Raw genomic sequence first — 20035 nt, 5'->3', positions numbered from 1 at the left:
CGCAGGATTTGTTTTCATGGTTGGTTCTGGATGAAGGGAGCAAACAAAAGAATCAACTCGTCACACGAGCGTTGCGATTCTTCGATGCCCCTTTCATCCCCACCATCCTCTGTTTTGAGGATGTCGCCCCGCGGGCCGTTGTGAATGGCCATCGCGCTGCGATTCATCATCCCTTCAGCCTTTGCCGCCTGTCCGGACCTAAGCTCGACGCTGCCGGGGCCGGGCACCTTTTGCAGCCCGCCCCCTTGAAACGGAGAAAAATCTTGCGTCTGCTTGCTTGGGGTGGAATGTTGGTGGCCTTGTGCCTTGCCGGTTGCGAGACCACCCGCCACAGCCGGGATCGCGACTACGAGTACTACGGTGCCCCGCCCGGGCGCCCCTACTACGCACCCGAGTGGGAAGCGCCACCTCAGCGCGAGAAGCCGAGGCTGAGCGATATGCAGCAACGTGCCTACGACAACTGCATCGTGCTGCCCACGCACCTCGACCGCGCCCGCTGCCGCGCGACGGTCATGTCGACCGTTCGATAGGGTGAATCCCTAAAGCAGGCTCTCGGGCACCAGCGGTGCCAGCAACTCGAGCTTCCAGCGTGCCCAGAAATGGGTTTCGGGCTCGGTGTGCAGGATGGTGTCGGCCGCATCCCCCGAGGCCGGGCTCACCCACTCGATGGCGCCCGTGGGCCCCAGCTGCAACTGGTAGGCACCGTCCAGCCGGATGAAGCCGATCAGGCTGGTGAGCTGCTGCGCAATCTGCGGGCTGAAGATGAAGATGCCGATCTCGGTGTTGTGCAGCATCGAGCGCGGGTCGAAATTCATCGAGCCGATGAACACGATCTTGCGGTCGACCACGGCCGACTTGCCATGCAGCCGCCCGCTGGCCGAGCCGTACATGCCGAAGCGCTGGGTCTGCTCCACGCGCTTGGGGCTCAGTTCGTACAGCTCCACGCCCAGCCGCAGCATCTCGGCGCGGTAGCGGCGGTAGCCGATGTGCACCAGCGATTCGTCGGTGGCCGCCAGCGAGTTGGTGACGATGGTGTAGCTCACGCCATTGCCACGCACGAGGCGGATCGTCTCCATGCCGCCGCGCCCCGGAATCAGGTAGGGCGTGGTCTGCATGACCTCGTTCTCGGCGCCGCGCACGTAGCGCCGCACGTTGTAGAGCACGCTGTCTTTCGACTCGTCGGCAGGCGGGCCGCGCCCCTCTTCGGTCGGCGCGAGCGCCTTGTCGGGCGGATCGGCGTAGGCCTCGGCGCGCGCCCACGTGAGCTTGAGCACGCCCGCGTCCAGGTCCTTGGCCAGCGGGTTGTTGCCCAGCAGGTCGGTGGAGCCGGGCGCCTCTGGATGCAGCTCGGCCGGCCCGGTGGTCAGCCGGTCGAAGCGCTCGCGCAGTTGCTGCGGCGTGTCGCTGCCGCGCGCCACCAGCGACTCGATCGGGTAGACGTACGGGCTGTTCCAGTACATGTCGAACAGCGACGACAGCTTGGGCACCACGGCCCCGGCCACCAGCGTGTCGATGTCGATGAAGTTCGAGCCGCCATCGCGCAGGAAATACTCGTTGGCCATGTTGCGCCCGCCCATCACCGCCATCGTGTTGTCCACCACGTACAGCTTGTTGTGCATGCGCCGGTGAATACGGTCCAGATCGAGAAACGACGCGGCCAGCCGCGTGCCGAAGCGGTCGCGCCCCGCGGGGAACGGGTTGAACAACCGCACCTCCACGTTCGGATGCGACGCGAAGCTGGTGAAGAGCGGATCGGCGCCAGCGGTGTAGAGGTCGTCCACCAGCAGCCGCACGCGCACGCCCCGGTCGGCCGCATCGCGCAGCGCACGCAAGAGGTAGCGCCCGGTCTCGTCGTTCTGCACGAGGTAGTACTGCACGTCGATGGAGCGCTGCGCGCGGCGCGCCAGCTCGATGCGCGCATGCAGCGAGAACTGCGGCATCGGCAACAGCCGGAAGCCGCTCAGCGGTTCGCCGGGCGGCGCGGCGGCCTGCACGAGCCGGCCGAGCACGGTGTCGGCCCCGTCCGTGATGGCCACGGAAGGCTTGCGCTGCACGTCGGTGGGCAGGCCCGCGCAGCCGGCCAGGAACAAGGCGGCGATGCCGAGCAGCAGCCACGCCAGCCACCGGACATGCGGCTTGTCGGCCCGATCAGGGAGGTTCGGCATGGGGGCGATGGCGGTGCGGCGCAAGGGATGAAAACGGGGGGTGGCGGTTTCTACCATGCAGCCGCTGAAGTTGCTGCAAGCCGCGCGACGGGTGTTGCGGGCACGTCGAATGGGTGGCGTCGATCACGTTGCCGTGCATGGTGCGGGCGCGGCCATCGCGCGATTTCTTCACGTTCTCTTGCGGCCGTCTTGAAGCCCGTTGCCGGGTGACGATTGTTCGCATTGCTGAGCAGCCGCCTGCGCCAGACTGCCACCCGGCCGGCGCGCGCGCGTCGCCAACGCGTGTCCCCTTCTTCACTTCACCGTCAACAACCCAGGCGCTCCGGTTCGAGCCAGCAAGCACGCCAGCCCAGGAAAGTGCTTGCCGCCACGAACCCGGTCGCCACTCCCCTTCCCTATGAGCTCTCTTCAAATCATCCAGGACCACGACAAATGGCGCAAAGGCCTCGGCGGCGCGCCTGCCGGGCTCGCCGGCGAAAGCGATGGCAACACCTACGCGGGCCTCGACCTCAACCTGATCACCTTCGCATCCACCTCGTTCAGCGGCAGCAGTTTCTCTGCGACGACCTTCCAGGACGCGGCGTGGACAGCCTGCCGGTTCAGCGCTTGCACCTTCAGCTTGTGCCAGATGCAAAGAATCCGGATCAGCGAATGCACGTTCGTGGGTTGCACCTTCTCGCGCTCGCAGTTCCAGGGCAGCAACTTCAGCGCATGTGTCTTCACCGACTGCACCTGGACCGACCTGAATTTCGACGGCAGCCAATGGCTCGGCGTAAGCCTGCCGGGGTGCAAGGGCCAGCAGATCACGGGGCGCGACCTCGTGGGAGAACGCGTCGACTTCACGGGGAGCCAGTTCGAGGACATGCAGCTGACCAACGCCCGGATCAACTGAAGACCTGAAAGAAGCGAGGCACGCACCGGCGCTTCCCTCCCGGCCTCCTAGCGGCAGCCCCCATGCCCCGCCGCGGCAAGCCGCCCCACCGGCAGATGCAGCAACGCCTGCCGCAGCGTGGTGTCGACCCGCCGCAGCGACAGGCCATGCCGCACCGCCACCTCCTGGCGCGTCAGCTCATGCACACGCAATGCGACCAGGATGTCCTGGTGCCGGTTCGGCAGCCCCCGCATCGCACGCTCGACCGCCTTCAAGTCGGAGCGGGCCTCGGCGATCAGCTCCGGGCCGGGCGCCTGATCGACGAGATGCTCGAGCGTGTCTTCCGCATCGCCCGCGTACTGCCAGGGGCGTTCGGCGCGCACCCGATCCATCGCGGCGTTGCAGGCCACGCGGTAGATGTAGGCCACCGGGCTGAGCACGGGAGCCGCATGCCCCGCGTCGGCCAGCCGCAGCCAGGCATCGTGCAGGCCTTCGGTGGCCGCATCGACGCAACCCAGGTGCCGCGCGAGCCGGCGGTGCAACGGCACGTAGTTCGCCACCAGCAGCGCCTGGAAATCCGACGGCGTGGCAGCAGCCGTTCCCCCTGCGGCATCGCCGCAGGGCACACAAGACAACGACATCATGGCGGCGACGTCGTCGGCTAGCGCCCGCGCGGCAGGCCGCGGCGCTCGTTCTCGCTCAGGCGTGCGATCTGCGCGTCGGTCAGCGCGCCATGCCCCACCATCTGGATGAAGCCCGACGGGTCGTAGCTCGCCTGCTCGGCCGGCTTGCGCCGGACCTCGCCCGCACCCGGCGCGGTGCCCGCGGGTTCGTCACCGAAGCCCAGCACGCGCACCGTGAACACCGACGGCAAGGCCTGCCGCTGCGCCGCGCGCTCGCGCTGCATCACGTCCTGCGCCGCGGCCGAGGCCTGCGAGGCGGCGGCGCTGGCGTTCGTCAGCGCACCGACGTTCACCGACGCCACGGTCGGAATGCCCGTCGCCGTGCCCTTGACCACGATGTTGTCGGCATTCACCACCTGCAGCGCCGCGAGGTTGACGTTGCCCGACACGCGGATGCCCGCCTCGCCCGCATCGATGGTGCCCAGCGGCGCGATCAGGTCGATGTCGCCGGCCGGTACTTCCGGAATGGGCGCCAGCGTCGCAATGCCGGCCCCGGTGCTCGGCACCTGCGACGACAGCGTGACGTTGCCCCAGTCGTCGTACACGCGCTTGGGAGGCGTGTAGACCACCGTGGTCTTCGAGCCCCGTCCGGCGTTGATGTCGCCCTCGGCCGACCAGCCCAGGATGCCGCCGCCGAAGGTGGTCATGATGCGGCTCTGGCCCAGCAGGATGCTGCCCAGCGAGTAGATCGCGATGTCGCCCGCGCCCTGCGTCAGCACGCCCGAGCTGGCTGGCGGTGCCGCGCCCTCGACGCCGTAGACCTGGCGCCCGCCCGGCGTCAGCATCTGGATGTCGCCGCCGAACAGCGTGCGCACGAAGCCGCTTCGCGCGAAGGTGTTGGAGATGCCGTCGATGACATTCGTGCGCATGCCGCGGAACATGGTGATGTCGCCGCGGTAGTCGATGCGCTTGCCGTCCGCGCCCGCCTCGGGGAACAGCGCGGCGATGGCGTTGCGCCCGCGCAGGTAGCTGCCGAAGCGCGCGCCGTTCGCGTCGTTGTACTCGCGCCCGCCGGCCTGGAGCTCGGCGAAGTAGACCTTGCGCGCAAAGATGCGCTGCTGCGCGGCCGGCAGCGCATCGAAGAAGGCCTGCGCCTCGGAGGCCGGGCCGTTGAAGCCGAACCCGTTGTCCTTGTCGGTGAGCCACGCGAGCAGCTCGGCCTCGTAGGTTTTCACGACCTTGCCCGGCTGGTCGGCCAGCGGCGTGCCGCGCTGTGCGCGGTTGTCCGCATCCAGGTAGCGCGCCAGGAAGCCGCTGTAGTCGGCGCCCTGTGCGCCCACGCCGGCCAGCATCGCGATGCTCGCGCCCGGCCGGTGGTCGCCCGGCACCACCGGGCCCAGGCTGGTCACGCCCGCGCGGTCTTCCATCTGGATGTGGCGGCCCGCGGTGACCTCCAGCGTGCCGGGGCCGATGACGCTGAAGTTGCCGTAGAGGATGTCGCGCCCGGCCGAGACCACCGACACGTCGCCCGGGTTGTTGTGTGCGATCAGGTTGCCCGAGGTCACGTAGGCGCTACGGGAGCTGGCGCCCGTGCTCGGCCCCTGGCCGATGGGCGTGCCGCTGCCGACGATGTCGCGCCCGGCCATCATCCACACCGGCTGCGCGGCCTCGTAGTAGGTCTGGCCGGCACGCGTCGGGTCGTTGGACCGGAACTCGTTGATGCGGCCTGTCGCCACGCCCGCCAGGTCGCCGTTCACCGCATAGAAGCGCACGGGCTCGCTGCCGTGCGCGCTGCCCGCCGACACGGTGTTGGCCCCGAGCGCGAACAGCGGCCGCCCGAGCTCGACGGGGTTGCCGGCGCGGGACAGGTTGCTCACCTTGGTGCCGTCCGCCAGCTCGCCCTGGAAGGCCGGATGGAAAGGCGTGGCCATGGCGCTTTCCGCCGCGCCCGACGGGCTGACGGTGAAGCCGTTGCCGTAGATCGAGTCGCGGGCAAGAAACTCCAGCAGGCTGTTGGCCGACGGTGCGAGCACCAGCGCGCCGGTCGCGTCGATCGAACTCGACGTGACCGCGCTGCCGTAGTAGAGGCTGCCACTGGCCGCGACCGCGCTCAGGATCGACGGGTAGACGTTCGCCATGTCGGTCTGGAGAGCACCCGCGTTGGTCATCTGCGGCGTCAGGTCGCCGCCGGCCGAGAACAGGCGAATGGCGGTGTTCGGCGTCCACAGCGTGAACCAGCTCTCGCCGCTGCCCGCGCCGGCGGCGCTGGTGAAGGGCGTGGCGTTGCGCGCAACGGCGCGGCCCGCGTCGTTGGCCCCCGTCACGACCAGGTCGCCGCGCGTGCCCAGGTTGAAGCTCGCATCGCCCGGCACCAGCAGGATGCCGCCCTGCGTCACCGCGCGCCCGGGCGAGAACGGGTCCAGGGCCCGGGTGTCGCGCTCGGACAGCAGGCCCGGGTACGGCGCATAGCGCAAGGACTGGGTGCCGAGCGCGCCAGCCTGCAACTGCACGTTGCCGCGCAGGTTGACGATGGTGCCGCTGAGTATCGCGCTGCTGCCGATCTCATCGAGCGGATCGAGCGCGAAGGGGTTGAGCGCGCCGCCAATGCGCAGGCTCAGGTCGCCGCCGCCCGTGAGCGCCAGGCTGCCGTCGGCCAGCACGCGGCCGGTGCTGCCCACCGCGAGCACCAGGCCCTCGCTGCGCCGGTTGTCGACACCGGTGCGCACGGCCGCGCCGCGCTGCGACACGACGCCCGCGTTGCCGCCCACGTCCACGCGCAGGTCGCCGCCACCCAGCGTGCCGAAACCGGTGAAGCCGGCCAGCGTGTCGGTCGTGCCGTGCGTCACGTAGCTGCCGAAGTTGATCCACCACGCCGTGGGCTGGTCGTTGCCCGCGCCGAACGTGCCGCCGCTGCCCTGTCGCCACAGCCAATTGGCTGTTTCGGGCGTGGTCATGCCCCCGTCCGCCGGGTTGGGGCGATTGACGCCGTTGGAACTGATGGCCTGCATCAGGTCGCCGGTCAGGTTGCCGCCGGCCTGCAGCGTCAGGTTGCCGCCGCCGGCCGGGTACCAGGCCCGCGCCAGGCTCTCCGGGCCGCCATCGACGAGCTTCTCGTAGCCCGCGTTGCCATCCGCCAGCACCGTGCCCTTGCTGCCCACGGCCCGTGGCAGGTTGTAGGGGTCGCCGGCGCGCGTGGCCTGCGAAGAGGCACCGGCCGTGTACACGCCATACAGCGAGTTCATCGACAGGTTGCCCGCTGCCCGCAGGTCGAGGTCGGCGGCGCCGGTGCGCAGCACGCTGAAGCGCGTGCTGCCGGGCAGGTGCTCATATTCCACGACCGCGCTGGAGGCGCAATGCAACGGCGAGGTGGAGCAGTAGTAGGCGGCACTCTGGTTGGGGTCGCCGGTGACTGCGCGCAGCCACTCGTCGCTGATGGGCTGGCCCGCGACGACCTCGGGCATTCCGATTTCATCGGCCGCGGCCTGCGTCCAGGTGTGGGCGGAAATCGGCTTGCAGTAGTCCGGGCTGTCCGCGCAGAAAGCCGCGGCGGTCTTGAAGCGCCCGTCGGTGAGCTGCTCGATGAGTGCGTCGGTGATCTTCTCGCCCGCGGGAAGACCCGCCTCGTCCGCCGCCAGTTGCGTCCACGCGAACGAGCCCTTGAACGGCAGCGCCTTGGCGAACAGGCCGTAGTGCGTGTCGGCCATGCGCAGGTCACCCGCCACCGGGTGTTGTTGCAGCGTGCGCGCATCGGCCGCGCCAAGGTCGGAGCCGGCCGCGAGCTGAATCGACCACGACTGCGAGCCCTCGGGCAGCATCTTGGCCGCGCCCCACATCCGTCCTTCGCCCGCCGGCCGCAGCTCGACCGACTTGGCGTCGCCGGGCAGCTTGATGTTGGTCGCCGAGGGCAGCAGCGCGCCCACCGGCAAGGTTGTGTTGCCGTTCATCACGTAGCGCGTGCCGGCACCCGGCAGCACCACGCCCTTGGGCCAGACCAGCGCCGCCAGCGTGGCGTTGGCCGGCAGGCGCATGCCCGCGTCCATGCGCGTGCCCTGCGGCAGCGTCACGGCCTCGCCGACGATGCTGCCGGCCGCGTGAATGACCTTGCCCGAGGCATCGCGCACATTGGCCGCGAGCACCGTGCCCGCGGGCACCAGCATCGCCACCGCCAGTTCGCTGGATACGGGAATCACCGTGCCCGCGCTGAAGACGCGCGACTGCACCGGCAGGTCGAAGTTCAGCGCCCCACCACCTTCGAACACCGTGCCGTCGCCCAGCACCACGCCGGCGCGCGGGATCACCGTGTCGGCGCCCAAGAAGTTGACGCCCGCCAGCAGCAGCCAGCCCTTGTCGTCCTGCGTGGGCGGCGGCGGCGCGAAGCCGTCGTTGATGCTGCCGAAGATGTCGAGGTTGCCGGCCGCACGAATGCGCAGCGTGCCGACTTCACCCGAGCCGTAGACACCGGTCTTCTGCGTGTGCGGGTTCAGGCTCGCGTAGCGGTAGCCCGACAGGTCCAGGTCGCCCGACACCACGATGTCGCCGCCCGGGTTGGTCGTGGCATTGCTCACGATCTCCACGCCGGGGCGCAGATGCAAGGCATCGGCATAGTTGCGCAGGCCGGCCAGCTTGCCGTTCACCAGGCTCGCGCGGGCCAGCGCGGCATCGATGAACAGCGTGTTGGCGGCGTGCGTGCCGTCGAGCCAGGCCTGGTCGATCTGCTGGTAGGGCCGACCGCTCGCGGCCGGCGTGGCGATCAGCGGTGCGTTGTCGTAGCGCTGCATGGCGTTGACCGCGATGGACCGCGCGCCGCGGATGTCGAGCGCGCCGCGCGCGTCGATGGCGATGTCGCCGTAGACCGCCGCATCGGGCGTGTTCGGCAGGCCGTTGGCGCCGATGCGCGGCGCCGACAGCTCGAGCGTGCCGCGCGCGCGGCCGTCGTTCTGGCCTGGCTGCGTGCCCACGGTCGCACCCGTGCCGTGGCGCAGGTCGATGCGCGCGCCGTCGGCCAGCGTCAGCACGCCGGCCTGCGTGCTCAGGTCGACGATGGCGCGGTTGGGCGAATCGATGATCTTGCCGTAGCTGTCCACGCGCAGCACCGTCCCGTGGGCGTCGAGCATGGCCGAGCCGGACACCGTCAGTGCGTTCTTCGCGGCCAGGTAGATGCGGCCCACGCGCTCGCCGCTGGCGTCGATGGTGCCGTTCACCGTGAGGCTGCCGTTGTCGACCGACACGTTCACTTCGCCGGCCTTCAGGCCGTCGCCGATGGTGAGATCGCCCTGCTTCAGCTGGAAGGTGCGCGTGCCGAACACGCCGCCTGCGTTCAGGCGCTGGTTGAGCGCCGCGAACTGCGTGTCGAGCGAGCCCGCGTCGCCCAGCCGCTGCGCGCGGATCTCCACGCCGCCCGCCAGGTAAGGCACCCGCGTGCCGCCCGCGTCGTAATGGCCGCTGCCGCTGCCGCGCAGCGTGCCCTGCAGGTCGACCACGCCGGCCTGCTCGCCCAGCGCCACCACCTTGAGCGTGCCGGCGCGGTTGTTCTCGGCCGACAGGTCGATCACCGAGCCCGCGGCTTGCCGCACGTTGCCGTGCAGGCTCTCCAGCGTGAGGTCGCCGCCCCAGCTGTACTTGCGCACGTCGTTGAAATCGATCTTGCGGCCGGCCAGGTCGAGCTGCGCGCGCCCGGTCAGCGTGAGATCGTTGTCGGCGGTCACCACCAGCTTGCCGCTGGGCAGCGCCACCGTGCTGTCGATGCGCACGTCGCGGCCCGCGAGCCGCAGTTCGGCGCCCAGCGCGGCGTCGGCCACCGGTATGGCCGCGGGGGCGGTGCTGGTCACGCGCAGGTCGCCACCGGCGGTGATGCGGTTGGTCGAACCGGCCGCGCCCGTCAGCAGCGGCGTATCGATGGCGAGGTTGCCGCCGCTGTAGGCGTAGCCCTTGCCGGCTTCATACGCGCCCTGCGACTGGTAGACCGAGAGGCTGCCCTTGTTGTTGGCCGTGATGCGGTCGCTGGCTGTGAGCCGCACGTCGGCAAAGCCCAGCGCCAGCCGCGCGTCGTCGCTGGTGCCCGTGGGCTGCGCGCCCGGGCCGTAGCCGAATTCGATGCGCGCGGCCTCGATGGCCAGCGTGCCGCTGCCCGTGCCCGCGCCGCCCGCGACCACCGCCGCCGGCGCCTGGGGCGCGCCCTGCCAGATCAGGTGGCCGGTGCGGATGGTGGCCACGTCGTTCGCACCGCCCGCGCCGTTGATGGCGGGCGTGCCCAGCACCAGCCGCGCCAGCGTGGACTTGCCGGTCGCCGGGTCGATGGTGTCGAGCGAGCTGGTGCCGAAGAAGCGCACGCCGCCGCTCGCGTTGAGCTCCAGCGTCTCCAGTGCCGGGGCGCCGTACTTCGTGTCGCCGCGCAACAGGCGCTCGAGCACGGCCTGGTTCAGCACCAGGCCCGACGACAGCGTGTGGCGCGCTGCGGCATCCGCCAGCACCGCGCTGTCGCCGACGTTGATGCCCTGCACCGCCAGCCGGAGGTGGCGCGTGCCGTAGCGCACCGTGTCGTCGAGCACGAAGCGGTCGGGCGTGGCCAGCGCGATGGTGCCTTCGGAGTACAGCTCCGTCTGGCCACCGCAGGGCGAGACCGCGCAGACGCCCACCTGCAGGCTGCGGTTGCCCAGCCTGTCGACGCTGGGCGGCACCGGCAGCATGCTGAGCACGCCGTTGGACACCACCACCAGGTTGCCGGCCGAACCGCCATAGATGAAGCCGTTCGTCGAGTCGTAGGCGGCACGGCCCTTGCCGATCGTGTTGATGGCCGAGCCCTGCTCGATCACGAGGTGGCTGGGGTATTCGGTGTTGGTGGAGTCCGCCAGCAGGAACACCTCGGGCGCCGACAGCACCGCGCCACGGCGCAGTGCCAGCTCGTTCGTGCCGGTGTTGAAGCGCACGATGTTGCCGCCCTGGCCATAGGCCACGTACTGCAGCCCGCCGAGCATGAGCCGCGATGCACCCATGGCATTGAGCGCATCGGCGCTCAGCGTCACGCCGTCGAAGCCGGGCGTTGCCGCCGTGCCGGGCACGATCTCGATCTTGGCGTGAGTGCCCGAACCCGCGAACACGGCCACCGCGCCGCCATAGCCGCCTTCGGCCGGAGTGAAGCGGCCGGTGCCGTCGAAGCGCAATGCATCGACACCGACGCCGGAGTCCGGCGTGAAGCGCAGCAGCAGCGTGCGCACGTCCGCCGGCGCCATCGCGCGCGGCACGCCCTGCCGCGCGGCATCGCTCACGATGAACTTGTTGTAGCTGGTCTCGTCGTACTGCGAGTAGGTGCGCAGCACGGACGCCGGCGTCAGGATGGCCTGGCGGAACAGCGTGTCGCCGATGGCCGTGCGGGCCACGCCCAGTTGCGCGGCCGCCGCCCACGAGCCGTTGCGCATCTGGCTGGCGGCCGTGGCCGCACCCTGCGCCCCGGCGCTGCCGTTGAGCTCGACGCGGAACGCGCCGGGCAGCAAAGCATAGGTCGAGGGCAGCAGCGTGTAGGTGCCGGCGGGCAGCCCCGGCACGCCCTGCCCCAACGTGATCTGCTGGCCGACCACCGGGTCGACCGCGCCGCGCTCGTTGGCAACGGGTGCCTGCGGCGCCTGCACGCCGGGCACGATCGCATAGACCGGGTTGGTCGCCAGGCCCGGCAGGCTGAAACTGCCGTTGGCCGCGTTGCGCACCAGCGGGTTGTAGCGCGCGTCGGTCGAGCCGCCGCGCCCGCCGATGAAGCCGGTGCCCGTGAGTTCGCCGCCACCCGACAGGTCCAGCACCGCGCCGGCTTGCACGTTGGCGCTCGCGCCGCTCAGCGTGAGCCCGACCGACAGCGCCTGCCCGCTCGAGTTGGCGCCGCCCACGCCCACCAGCGCGACCTTCGCGCCGTCGTAGAGGTAGTTGATGCCGTCAACCGTGCCGCCGTAGGGCATCTGCAAACCGTTGCCGCTGACCGAGGTCAGGCTGCCCGGCAGGAAGTCGATGCGCTTCGTGTTCTCGTCGCCGATGCGCAGGTTGCCCAGCGGCGCGCGCAGCACGCCGGCCTGCTCGATCACCCCGGCACCGATCAGCAGGCCGCCGAAGACCGCGTACGGCACCTGCGGCACGGCCCCGCCATGGCCTTCGATGCGCAGCACGCGGTCGGCCGCGTAGCCCTTGCCGCCGGGCAGCGCACCCGCGTAGATCGCGGCCGAGATGCCGGTGGCCGGATAGATCTGCGCGGCCTGCAGCGTGAGGTCGCCCGGGGTCGACAGGGTGGTCGTGGGCGTGTCGTTCAGCGTGGGCGGCTGGTCCGACAGGAAACGCAGGTCGCCGTCGCTGCGCAGCTCGGTCTGGCCGAAGCCGCGCCGCTCGACCTTCAGGCCGGGCGGCGGGTTCGGGCCACCGGCCACCGGCGACATGGCGATGCTGCCGTTGACGCCGCCCATCGAGACCGCCGAGCGCACGTCGATGAGCCCGGCGCGCACTTCCAGTTGCGCCTTCGAGGGCAGCCACTCGCCGGTGCCGAACGGGCTGTAGCGGCCCCGGGTGGTGTCCTGCGAAGAGAACTGCGTGATGCCGGCCAGCCGCACGTAGGGGGCTTCCAGTGTCACGCGCGCATCGTCGCGTGCGTTGTTGGCCAGCATGAGCGGGCCGTAGATCGACAGGCTCTGGCCGAGCCGCAGGTTGACGTCGTCCTCCAGGCTGACACCGCCCGCGGTGAACAGCGCGAGCGTGTCGAAGCCGCCCTTCGCGACGGTGTCCACGCCCAGCCGGCCATGGCCGTACACCAGTGCCGCATCGGCCGCGCCAGGCGCCAGGCCCGTCGGCAGGTCCGACGCGCCCTGAAACCCGCCCACCACGAGGTCGCGAAAGCCGCGCACCGCGTTCTCGGCCAGCGTGTATTGCGCCGGACCGGAACTCGTGCGCACCTCGGGCGATTGCAGCACCACCTGCAGCGTGCCGCCGGCCGCGCCCGCGCCGCCCGAACGTGCCCGCAGCTCGCCGTCGAGGTACAGGCCGTTGTTCGACGCCAGCGTGATGCGCCCGCCGCGGCTTGCGACCTCGACCGCACCGGCGCCCGTCAGGTCGAGCACGGCCGACGCGCCCGATGCGTCGAGCAGCGCGCCCTGGCGCACGACCACGAAGCCGTTGGCCGCGCTGGCGGAGCCGTTCGACTCGTCGATCTCGCCGCCGATCACGATGCTGCCGCCATCGCGCACGTTACCGTAGCGCCGGCCCCGCACATCGAGCGCGGTCGCTGCCGTGGCCGACACGTCGATCACGGCCCGCTCTCCGATCCAGATCGAGCGGTTGTGCGCCACGTCCACGGCGCGTTCGGCCTCCGGTCTCGCGAGGTCGACGCTCTTGAGCGAGACGCTGCCGCCGCGCGCCAGCAGCCGCCCCTGCAGCGTGAGCTGGCCGGCGCTGGCCACCTGGATCGACTGCCCCGCATCGACCGCGATCTGCGCGTCCTGCCCGATCGCGAGGGCCACCTTCGGCAGATCGGCCGCGAGCGTCTGCACGGTGCCGGCCTGCAGGCTCAGGCTCGCGCCCGCGCGCTGCTTGAGCACGCCCTTGGTGGCGTCTTCGGTGTAGAGCGGCGGCGTCCACACCTGCAGCGCCTCGCGGGCATCGGTGCCGGTAGCGATGTCTTTCGCGCCGGGGGCCAGGCGCAGCACCGGCATCGTCACGTCGATGCGCGTGCCGTCGACCACCGCGAGGCCGCCGTCGCCGATGAGTTCGTAGCGGCTGAAGCCCTTGTCGAAGAAGCTGCCAGGCAGCACGAGCGTGCCGGCTTCGATCGACGCCGGCTCGTTGCCGCCCACGCGGATGCGGCCGCTTTCCAGGCTCAGCGTGCCGCCGCCCGATGTTCCCCAGCCGCGCAATGCGCCATCGGTGGCCAGCATGCCGTTGCGTTCGCCCGATCCGGCATTGGCCTGCAGCCGGATGTCGCCGCCCTTGCCGCCCTGCTGCGACTTGCCGTCGGCCAGCAAGGCCGCGCCGGACGACACGTCGATGACGCTGCCTTCGGCCAGCCGCACGTCGCCGCTGCTGCGGATCGACACGCTGCCGCCGTTGCGCCACGCCATGTCGCCGGTGGCGGTTGAATCGAGCCCCAGGTTGCTCCACAGGCCGCGCGTATCCAGCGCCGCGCCGGCGGCCACTGTGACACCCGGGCGCACGCCCTTGGGCGTTGCGGCATACGTGGTGTCGTTGATGTAGTTGGTGCTGGCCTGCGCGAGCGTGTCGCCCAGCCGGATGCTGCCGCCATGCGCCGTCAGCCCCGCATGCACATCGACCTTCGGGCCGTAGAGCGTGATGTCGCCGCCATTGCCGAGCTTGAGCGCCGAGTCGACCGTGATCGAGTCCGTGGCCGCGATGCGCAGCGCCCCCAGCGAAAAGCCGTTGAGCAGCGCGGTGTCGAGGTACAGCGTGTCCCGTCGCGCGGCCGGCAGGGCCGCCGCAACGTCGAGCCCGCTGGCGATGGGCCCGGCCGCGTCCGCGCCGGTGCCCAGCACCACGTCCTTCACGCCCGCGGCTTCGAGCCGGCGATGGATCAGGCCGGTGCTCTTGTCGTAAAGGCCGGCATAGCTGCCCACCACCAGTTGCGCGCCGCGCGCGGCCGCGTTCTGCGACTGGTTGTAGCTGTCGAGCGCGGCTTGCGGCGCCTCTGTCTGGCGCACGCCCTGGAAGGTGTTGCCCGCGATGTCGCCTTCGATCACCGCGCTGCGCGTGCCCACCACCAGCAAGCCGGCGTCGCGGCCCACCGTGTAGCCGCTCTCCAGCTTTCTCTGCGGCCCGATCAGCGGGTTGTAGAAGTACCCCGTGGCACTCTTGCCCCAGCGCTGGTGCTCGTCTTCGAAGCCCTTGTACACGCCGGTGTAGCGCAGGTCGCCCGGCGCCTTGTTCACCTCGTACAGCCGCCCGTCAGCGCCCTTGAGCCAGGTCTGGTTGAGAAAGCCGCCCTGCACGTTGATCGTGCCGCCCGAGAGATTGATGTTGGAGCCGGCCTGCGTCACGACCTCGTTGCCGCCGAAGTTCACCATGCCGCCCTGCGCCATCCACTCGCCGACCGAGTGCGCCTGCGTGCCCAGGTAGCCCGAGACTTCGAGCAGGCCGCCGGCCGTGTACCAGCGATCGCTGGTGTAGCCGTTGGTGCCCTTGGGCACCAGGACCAGGCTGCGGCGGTCGATCCAGACGTCGTTGCTGTTCAGGGACTTGCCATCGCGGTTGATGGGCGCGTCGCGCTGCTCGTTGCCCTGCACGTTGACCTTGACGTTGTTGCTCTCCATGGCCAGGTTCACGCCCACGGCACCCGAGACGTCGATCTTCGCGCGATCGCGCACCAGGCTGCGTTTGGCCGCGTTGACCATCACCTGCCCGCCGGTCGCCAGCGTGAGCGAATCGCCCTCGAAGTCGACCGTGCCGCCGCTGGCGACCTCCACGCGCGACAGGTCGCGCCGGTCGTTGCCTGCGCTGACGATGTTGCCGTCCGCATCCACCGCTGGCGCCATGAGGCTGCTGCGCTGGCTGTCGAGCGCCGACGCGGCGCCGGTGTCCAGCAACACGGCCGTGGTGCTCCCCGCGCCCAGCGTCACCGCCCCCTGCGTGCCCACCGCATTGAGATGCACGGTGCCGCGCGCATGAACTGACGTGCTCGAAAGCACCACGCCGTCTTGCCGCACCTCGCGGCCCGAGAGCGTGACGTCGCCCGTGGTCGCCGCGATCAGCCCGGTGTTGGCGACCTTGCCAGCGGTGCTGTCGGCCTTCAGGGTCACGGCCACTTCGTTGCCGCGCGTGGTCGAGGCCTGGTTGCCGTCGGTGCCCATGCCCCTGCGGATGGTGAAGCTGTCGCCCGCCGCCAGCAGGGTCTGGCCGTTGGGCGTGGTGATCGCGCCGGCATTGCGCACCTCGGCGCCCATCAGCAGCACATAGCCGCCGCCCTGCGTGACGCTGGTCGGCACGGCGGTATCGATGCGCGCGCCGGCCTGCACCTCGACCTTGCCCAGCGCGTCCTTGAAGTTCGGGGCGTTGCCGCTGGCGTAGATGCCGTTGGCCTTGAAGCCCGCCTCGTCGATGCTGGTGGCCGCGGCCACGAGGTTGCGCGTGTCGACCTGGCTGGTGCCGCTGAACACGATGCCGTTGCGGTTGGCCACCATCACCGTGCCGTCGGCCTTGATGCGGCCCTGGATCTGGCTCGGCCGCGCCTGCGGGTCGTTCACCTTGTTGAGCACCGCCCAGTCTTTCTGCTGCGCGAAGGCCACCGTGGTGTTCTTGCCGACGTTGAAGGTCTCCCAGTTCAGGATCGCCCTGTCGGCCGTCTGCTCGACAGTGACCACGGTGCGGCCGTCGACGTTCTTCTGCGAATCGCCGGTCAGCGGGCGCGCATTGAGCCAGCCGGCCGTCAGCGAGTTGGTGTCGACCTTCAGGCCGCCTTCGGCCAGGCCGTCGGGCACCGACGGATCGTTCTGCGCGGCCGCGCGCGCGGCGGCCTGTGCCGCCTGCTGCGCCGCGATGCCGCGCGCCGCCAGGTTCAGGTTGCTGATCGATTGCCTGAGCTGTTCATTGGCGCGCTGCTGCTGGCCGGCCGGACTCGTGAGGCTGGCGGCGGGCAGGCCGTTGGGCAGCATGCCGGTGGCCGTCGCCGTGGCCTGCGCGGCGCCCTTGGCGTTGAACCAGGCCGGGCTGAAGGCGCGCTGCTGCGCGTGCGCCGGCACGCCGACCGTCGTGGCCGCACCCGCGGCCAGTGCCAGGGCCACCGCCTGTGTCAGCGGCGAAATACGGAAGCTCCTCGCATGCACCACAGCGCCCTGCTTGCGGCTGCCGTGTCCCTCGTGTGTGTTCATCTGTCGCCCAGTCATGAATGGAATGCACCGGCACTGAATCTGTGCCGCTTACTGGAGAGACCGGGGACCGCAAACAAAACCGCTAACTTTTTCAATCCTGACCGCGCACGGGGGCCAATCAAGCTGTCACAAACCTCAGCTAAGCAACAGCACGCCACCGGGCAGCGCGCGCGCATCGAGGTCGTACGAACGCTGGATCTGCACCAGCACCGTGTCGAGCGCGGCAATGGAAAAACGGCCGCTGACCTCGCGGTCTTTGAGGCGCTTGGCCAGCAGCACCACGCGGCCCGGCCGGTAGCGGTTGATTTCTTCGACCACGCGCGCCAGCGGCGTCTGCCGGAACACCAGCACGCCGGTGCGCCACGCCGACACGTCCGCCGGCTGGATCGCCGCGACCTTGCCGAGCGAACCCGCGTCGTAGGTCAGTTGCTGCCCCGCTTCCACCACGCGCACGCCCGCGGCATGCGCCACGCGGACGCGGCCTTCGATGCAGGTCACGCAGGCACTGCCGTCGAGATAGCGCACCTCGAAGCGCCCCGCGTCGGCCTCGCTGCGGCCCGCGCCCGCGACCACGCCGAAGGCCTGCCGGGTGGAAGACAGGTCGACCGCCGCCTCGCCCGCGATCAGGTCGATGCCGACCGTGCGGCCCTCGACCGTCTGGCGCTGCACGCTGGTCTGCGTGTTCAGCGTCAGGTCGATGCCCTCGGCCAGCACCACCGAGCGCTGCTCGCCGGTGGCCGTGCGGAAGTCGGCGTTCCATTCGCTCACTGGCGCCCACAGGCCGAGTGGCGGATACATCGCGGCAATGCCGGCCACGCCCGCCGCACTGGCAGCCGCGCCCAGAAAAGCGCGGCGCGCCATCAACGGCCGCCGCCCCGCCTGCCGATGGCTCGACAGCAGCGCCGGGTTGTTCGCCATCATCTGCCCGATGGCCGGGTCGAGCGCCTTCCAGAGCCGCTTCGCTTCGGCGAAGGCCTGCCCATGCCGCGGGCTGCTGTCCTGCCAACGGCGAAAGCCTTCGACATCGCGCTGCGTGGCCTCGCCGGACGTGAGCCGGCGCAGCCAGGCCTGCGCTTCGCGCTGCAGCTGTTCCGCGTTGTCGGGCTCGCCGGTGGGGGTCATATCCATGAGACTGTTCTGGGCGCGGGGAACCGCACTTTATTTTTCATGCGGCGGGGGCGTTGATGTGGATGCCGGCATGGCGGGTGGGCGCCCCATGCGGGCGGCGCAGTAGTCGTGCGCGTCCTTGAGTTCTTTCTCGACCGTGCGCAGCGAAATGCCGAGCCGCGCCGCCACCTCGCGCTGCGGCAGATGCTCCCAGCGCACCATCACCAGGATCTGCCGGCGCCGGGCCGGCATGCGCTCGATCAGCGCGGCCAGCGCGGCCATCTCGGAGCGGTCTTCCGCGATCTGCGCCGGGCCGGGCGCGGGGTCGTGCGTCTCTTCGAGCACCGCGTCGATTTCTTCGGGCGTGGCCAGCCGCCCTTGCCTGCCCAGCTGGTCGTAGGCCAGGTTGACGGCCACGCGCAGCAGGTACGAGGCCGGATCGCGCACGCCGTCGATGTCGTCGCGGCTTTCCAGGCGCAGCCAGGTGTCCTGCAGCGCGTCGCCGGCCCGGTCGGTGCTGCCGAGCCGGCGCGCCAGGCGCTGCTTGAGGTCGTCATAGCGCGCGACCAGGAAGCTGCGCAGCGCGGGCAGCGCGTTGTCGGGCATCGCGGCTCAGTGCCGCCCTGGGCATTCGAGCCCCGGCGTCTGCGAGCGCGGAAGAATCAGCATCGTCAGCGGCTGCGCCATGTCGGGTGGCGGCGCATGGTCGATGCGGATCTGCCGCAGGGTGTCGAGGATCGCGCCGTCGCGCGCGCGGTCGCCGCTGGTGTGCAGCAGGAAGGCATTGGCGATGCGGCCGGTGCCATCGACCACGAAACGCATCGCGGCACGGTAGGCACCGGGGGCCGTGCGCGGGTTGCCACAGAAGGCTTCCCAGATGCGCGTTTGCACGAGGCCGTCGTAGCCGCGATGGATGGGGCCTTCGGCGGTGGTGTCGGGCGTTGTGCTGGTCGTCGGCGCTGTCACTTCATTCGGCGCGCGCTTGAGCACGAAGGCGGCGGTGGCGCCGGTGCCGGTGTAGTCGGCGACGAGGCCGGTGCCCTGCAGCAAGGTGTGCAATGCCTCGGTCGGCGTTGCCGATGCCTGCACGGCCGTCGCGCTTCGACCGGCCACGAGCGCCGCATCGAAGAACACCGGCAGGCCCGTCGCGAGGCCGTATTGCTCCAGCGCCGACGTGAGCGGCTGGCGCGCGATGTCGAAGCGGATGCGCTCGCTGGCGGCGTGTTGTTCTCCACGCGCAGGCATCGCCTCGCCCTGCGCCCATGCATTCAGCGCCGTCAACGTCATGCCGCCCGCCAGCGCGAACGCGACAACGGACGCAGCGAAGCGGCTTGCGAGGGTGTGAATAAAGGGGAGTTCATGCCGCATGGAATCGTCGATACGCCCGGCGAAGGCCGCCGCCCGGCGCGGGCATGTCGAAGCGGATGCTAGTGGTGCTTCGTGACGCTCGGGTGACTGGCCCCGCCTGCCCTATCTCTTCTTCTCTCCTCGCACCACCCTACCGGAATCCGTAGAAATTTCGGATTCGCACCGATACCCGGCCTACCCGGCCACGCGCTGGAGGAAAATCTTTTGCATACCAAGGCAACACCCGAAGCGCCATGACACTCGAAGAACTCTTTGCCAACGACGAGACACTCCCCACCGTTCCGAAGGTGGTTGCCGACCTGATGGAGATGCTGCGCGACGACGACGTGCCCTTCGCCGCCATCGCGCACCGCATCGAGCTCGACCAGGTGCTCGCCGCGCGGGTGCTGCAGATGGTCAACTCCCCGTTCTTCGGGCTGCGGCGAAAGATCTCCTCGATCCAGGGCGCAATCCTGATGCTCGGCCTTTCCACCATCCGGTCGTTCGTCGTGAGCTCGGGCCTGTCGGGCGCTTTCAAGAAGGTGGAAGGCGTCAACCTGCCGGCCTTCTGGGCCCACAGCCTGCGCGTGGCCTCGGTGTCGAGGTATCTGGCGTCCAAGACCCGGCACGTCGATCCGAACCTGGCTTTTACCGTGGGCAGCATGCATGCCATCGGCCACCTGCTCATGGCGCAGGCCATGCCCGATCGCATCGCCGCGCTGAATGCCGCGCATCCCTTCGAGGCGTTGGGGCGCGCGCAGCTCGAAGGCGTGGAGTTCGGCTACCACTACGGCGATGTGAGCGCGTCGCTGGCGCAGCGCTGGGGCTTCGCCTCCGATCTGGTCGGCGCGCTTTCGAGCTTCGTGAGCCCGGCCAAGTCGGAACGCTTCGATGCCCTCGGCGGCATTCTTCATCTGGCCGTGTGGCGCGTGGCGCTGGAGCGCCAGGGCGTGGACCTGAGCAGCGTCGGCGGCTTCTGGCCCAGCCAGTCGGCGATGGCGGTCGGCATCACCGAAGACATCGTGCAGGACATGCCGGCGCCGCGTGAGCTGGCTGCAGAACTCGAATCGATGATCGCCTGAG

General features: G+C 70.2%; 9 protein-coding genes. 3 read left to right on the top strand and 6 right to left on the bottom strand.

Going from position 1 to position 20035, the window contains the following annotated elements:
* Positions 1 to 263: 263 nt before the first annotated feature.
* On the top strand, positions 264 to 530 hold the full coding sequence (locus ACGLHS_RS04545; RefSeq protein WP_394477259.1) for a hypothetical protein: 267 nt from the start codon (positions 264 to 266) through the stop codon (positions 528 to 530).
* Positions 531 to 539: 9 nt separating this feature from the next.
* Here ACGLHS_RS04545 and ACGLHS_RS04540 read toward each other — a convergent pair whose 3' ends face one another.
* The gene (locus tag ACGLHS_RS04540) at positions 540 to 2165 is read right to left on the bottom strand and encodes a phospholipase D family protein (RefSeq protein WP_394477257.1); all 1626 of its coding nucleotides are present in this window, start codon (positions 2163 to 2165) and stop codon (positions 540 to 542) included.
* Positions 2166 to 2562: 397 nt separating this feature from the next.
* Between ACGLHS_RS04540 and ACGLHS_RS04535 the strand changes: the two genes are divergently transcribed.
* Positions 2563 to 3057 (top strand): pentapeptide repeat-containing protein, encoded by a 495-nt coding sequence (locus tag ACGLHS_RS04535; RefSeq protein WP_093237403.1) that lies wholly within the window; start codon positions 2563 to 2565, stop codon positions 3055 to 3057.
* Between the two features lie 47 nt (positions 3058 to 3104).
* On the opposite strand, the gene ACGLHS_RS04530 is transcribed toward ACGLHS_RS04535, so the two are convergent.
* The 5 genes from ACGLHS_RS04530 to ACGLHS_RS04510 all read right to left on the bottom strand — a co-directional run bounded on the left by ACGLHS_RS04530 (position 3105) and on the right by ACGLHS_RS04510 (position 18973).
* The gene (locus tag ACGLHS_RS04530) at positions 3105 to 3677 is read right to left on the bottom strand and encodes a sigma-70 family RNA polymerase sigma factor (protein ID WP_394477254.1); all 573 of its coding nucleotides are present in this window, start codon (positions 3675 to 3677) and stop codon (positions 3105 to 3107) included.
* Between the two features lie 20 nt (positions 3678 to 3697).
* The gene (locus tag ACGLHS_RS04525; protein WP_394477252.1) at positions 3698 to 16498 is read right to left on the bottom strand and encodes a filamentous haemagglutinin family protein; all 12801 of its coding nucleotides are present in this window, start codon (positions 16496 to 16498) and stop codon (positions 3698 to 3700) included.
* Between the two features lie 135 nt (positions 16499 to 16633).
* The gene (locus ACGLHS_RS04520; protein ID WP_394477249.1) at positions 16634 to 17626 is read right to left on the bottom strand and encodes a FecR family protein; all 993 of its coding nucleotides are present in this window, start codon (positions 17624 to 17626) and stop codon (positions 16634 to 16636) included.
* Between the two features lie 30 nt (positions 17627 to 17656).
* Positions 17657 to 18211, bottom strand: coding sequence for an RNA polymerase sigma factor (locus ACGLHS_RS04515; RefSeq protein WP_394477247.1), 555 nt, complete (start codon positions 18209 to 18211; stop codon positions 17657 to 17659).
* A gap of 6 nt (positions 18212 to 18217) precedes the next feature.
* Positions 18218 to 18973, bottom strand: coding sequence for a secretin and TonB N-terminal domain-containing protein (locus ACGLHS_RS04510; protein ID WP_394477244.1), 756 nt, complete (start codon positions 18971 to 18973; stop codon positions 18218 to 18220).
* Positions 18974 to 19206: 233 nt separating this feature from the next.
* On the opposite strand from ACGLHS_RS04510, the gene ACGLHS_RS04505 reads away from it, so the two are divergent.
* Complete coding sequence (locus tag ACGLHS_RS04505) at positions 19207 to 20034, top strand: HDOD domain-containing protein (protein ID WP_093237402.1); 828 nt, start codon at positions 19207 to 19209, stop codon at positions 20032 to 20034.
* The last annotated feature ends 1 nt before the right edge of the window (position 20035 follow it).

Source organism: Variovorax sp. VaC1, assembly GCF_043658315.1.
Lineage (GTDB): Bacteria > Pseudomonadota > Gammaproteobacteria > Burkholderiales > Burkholderiaceae_C > Variovorax.
The sequence above is the reverse complement of the archived record's forward strand: the minus strand, read 5'-3'. Positions and strand labels throughout refer to the sequence as shown.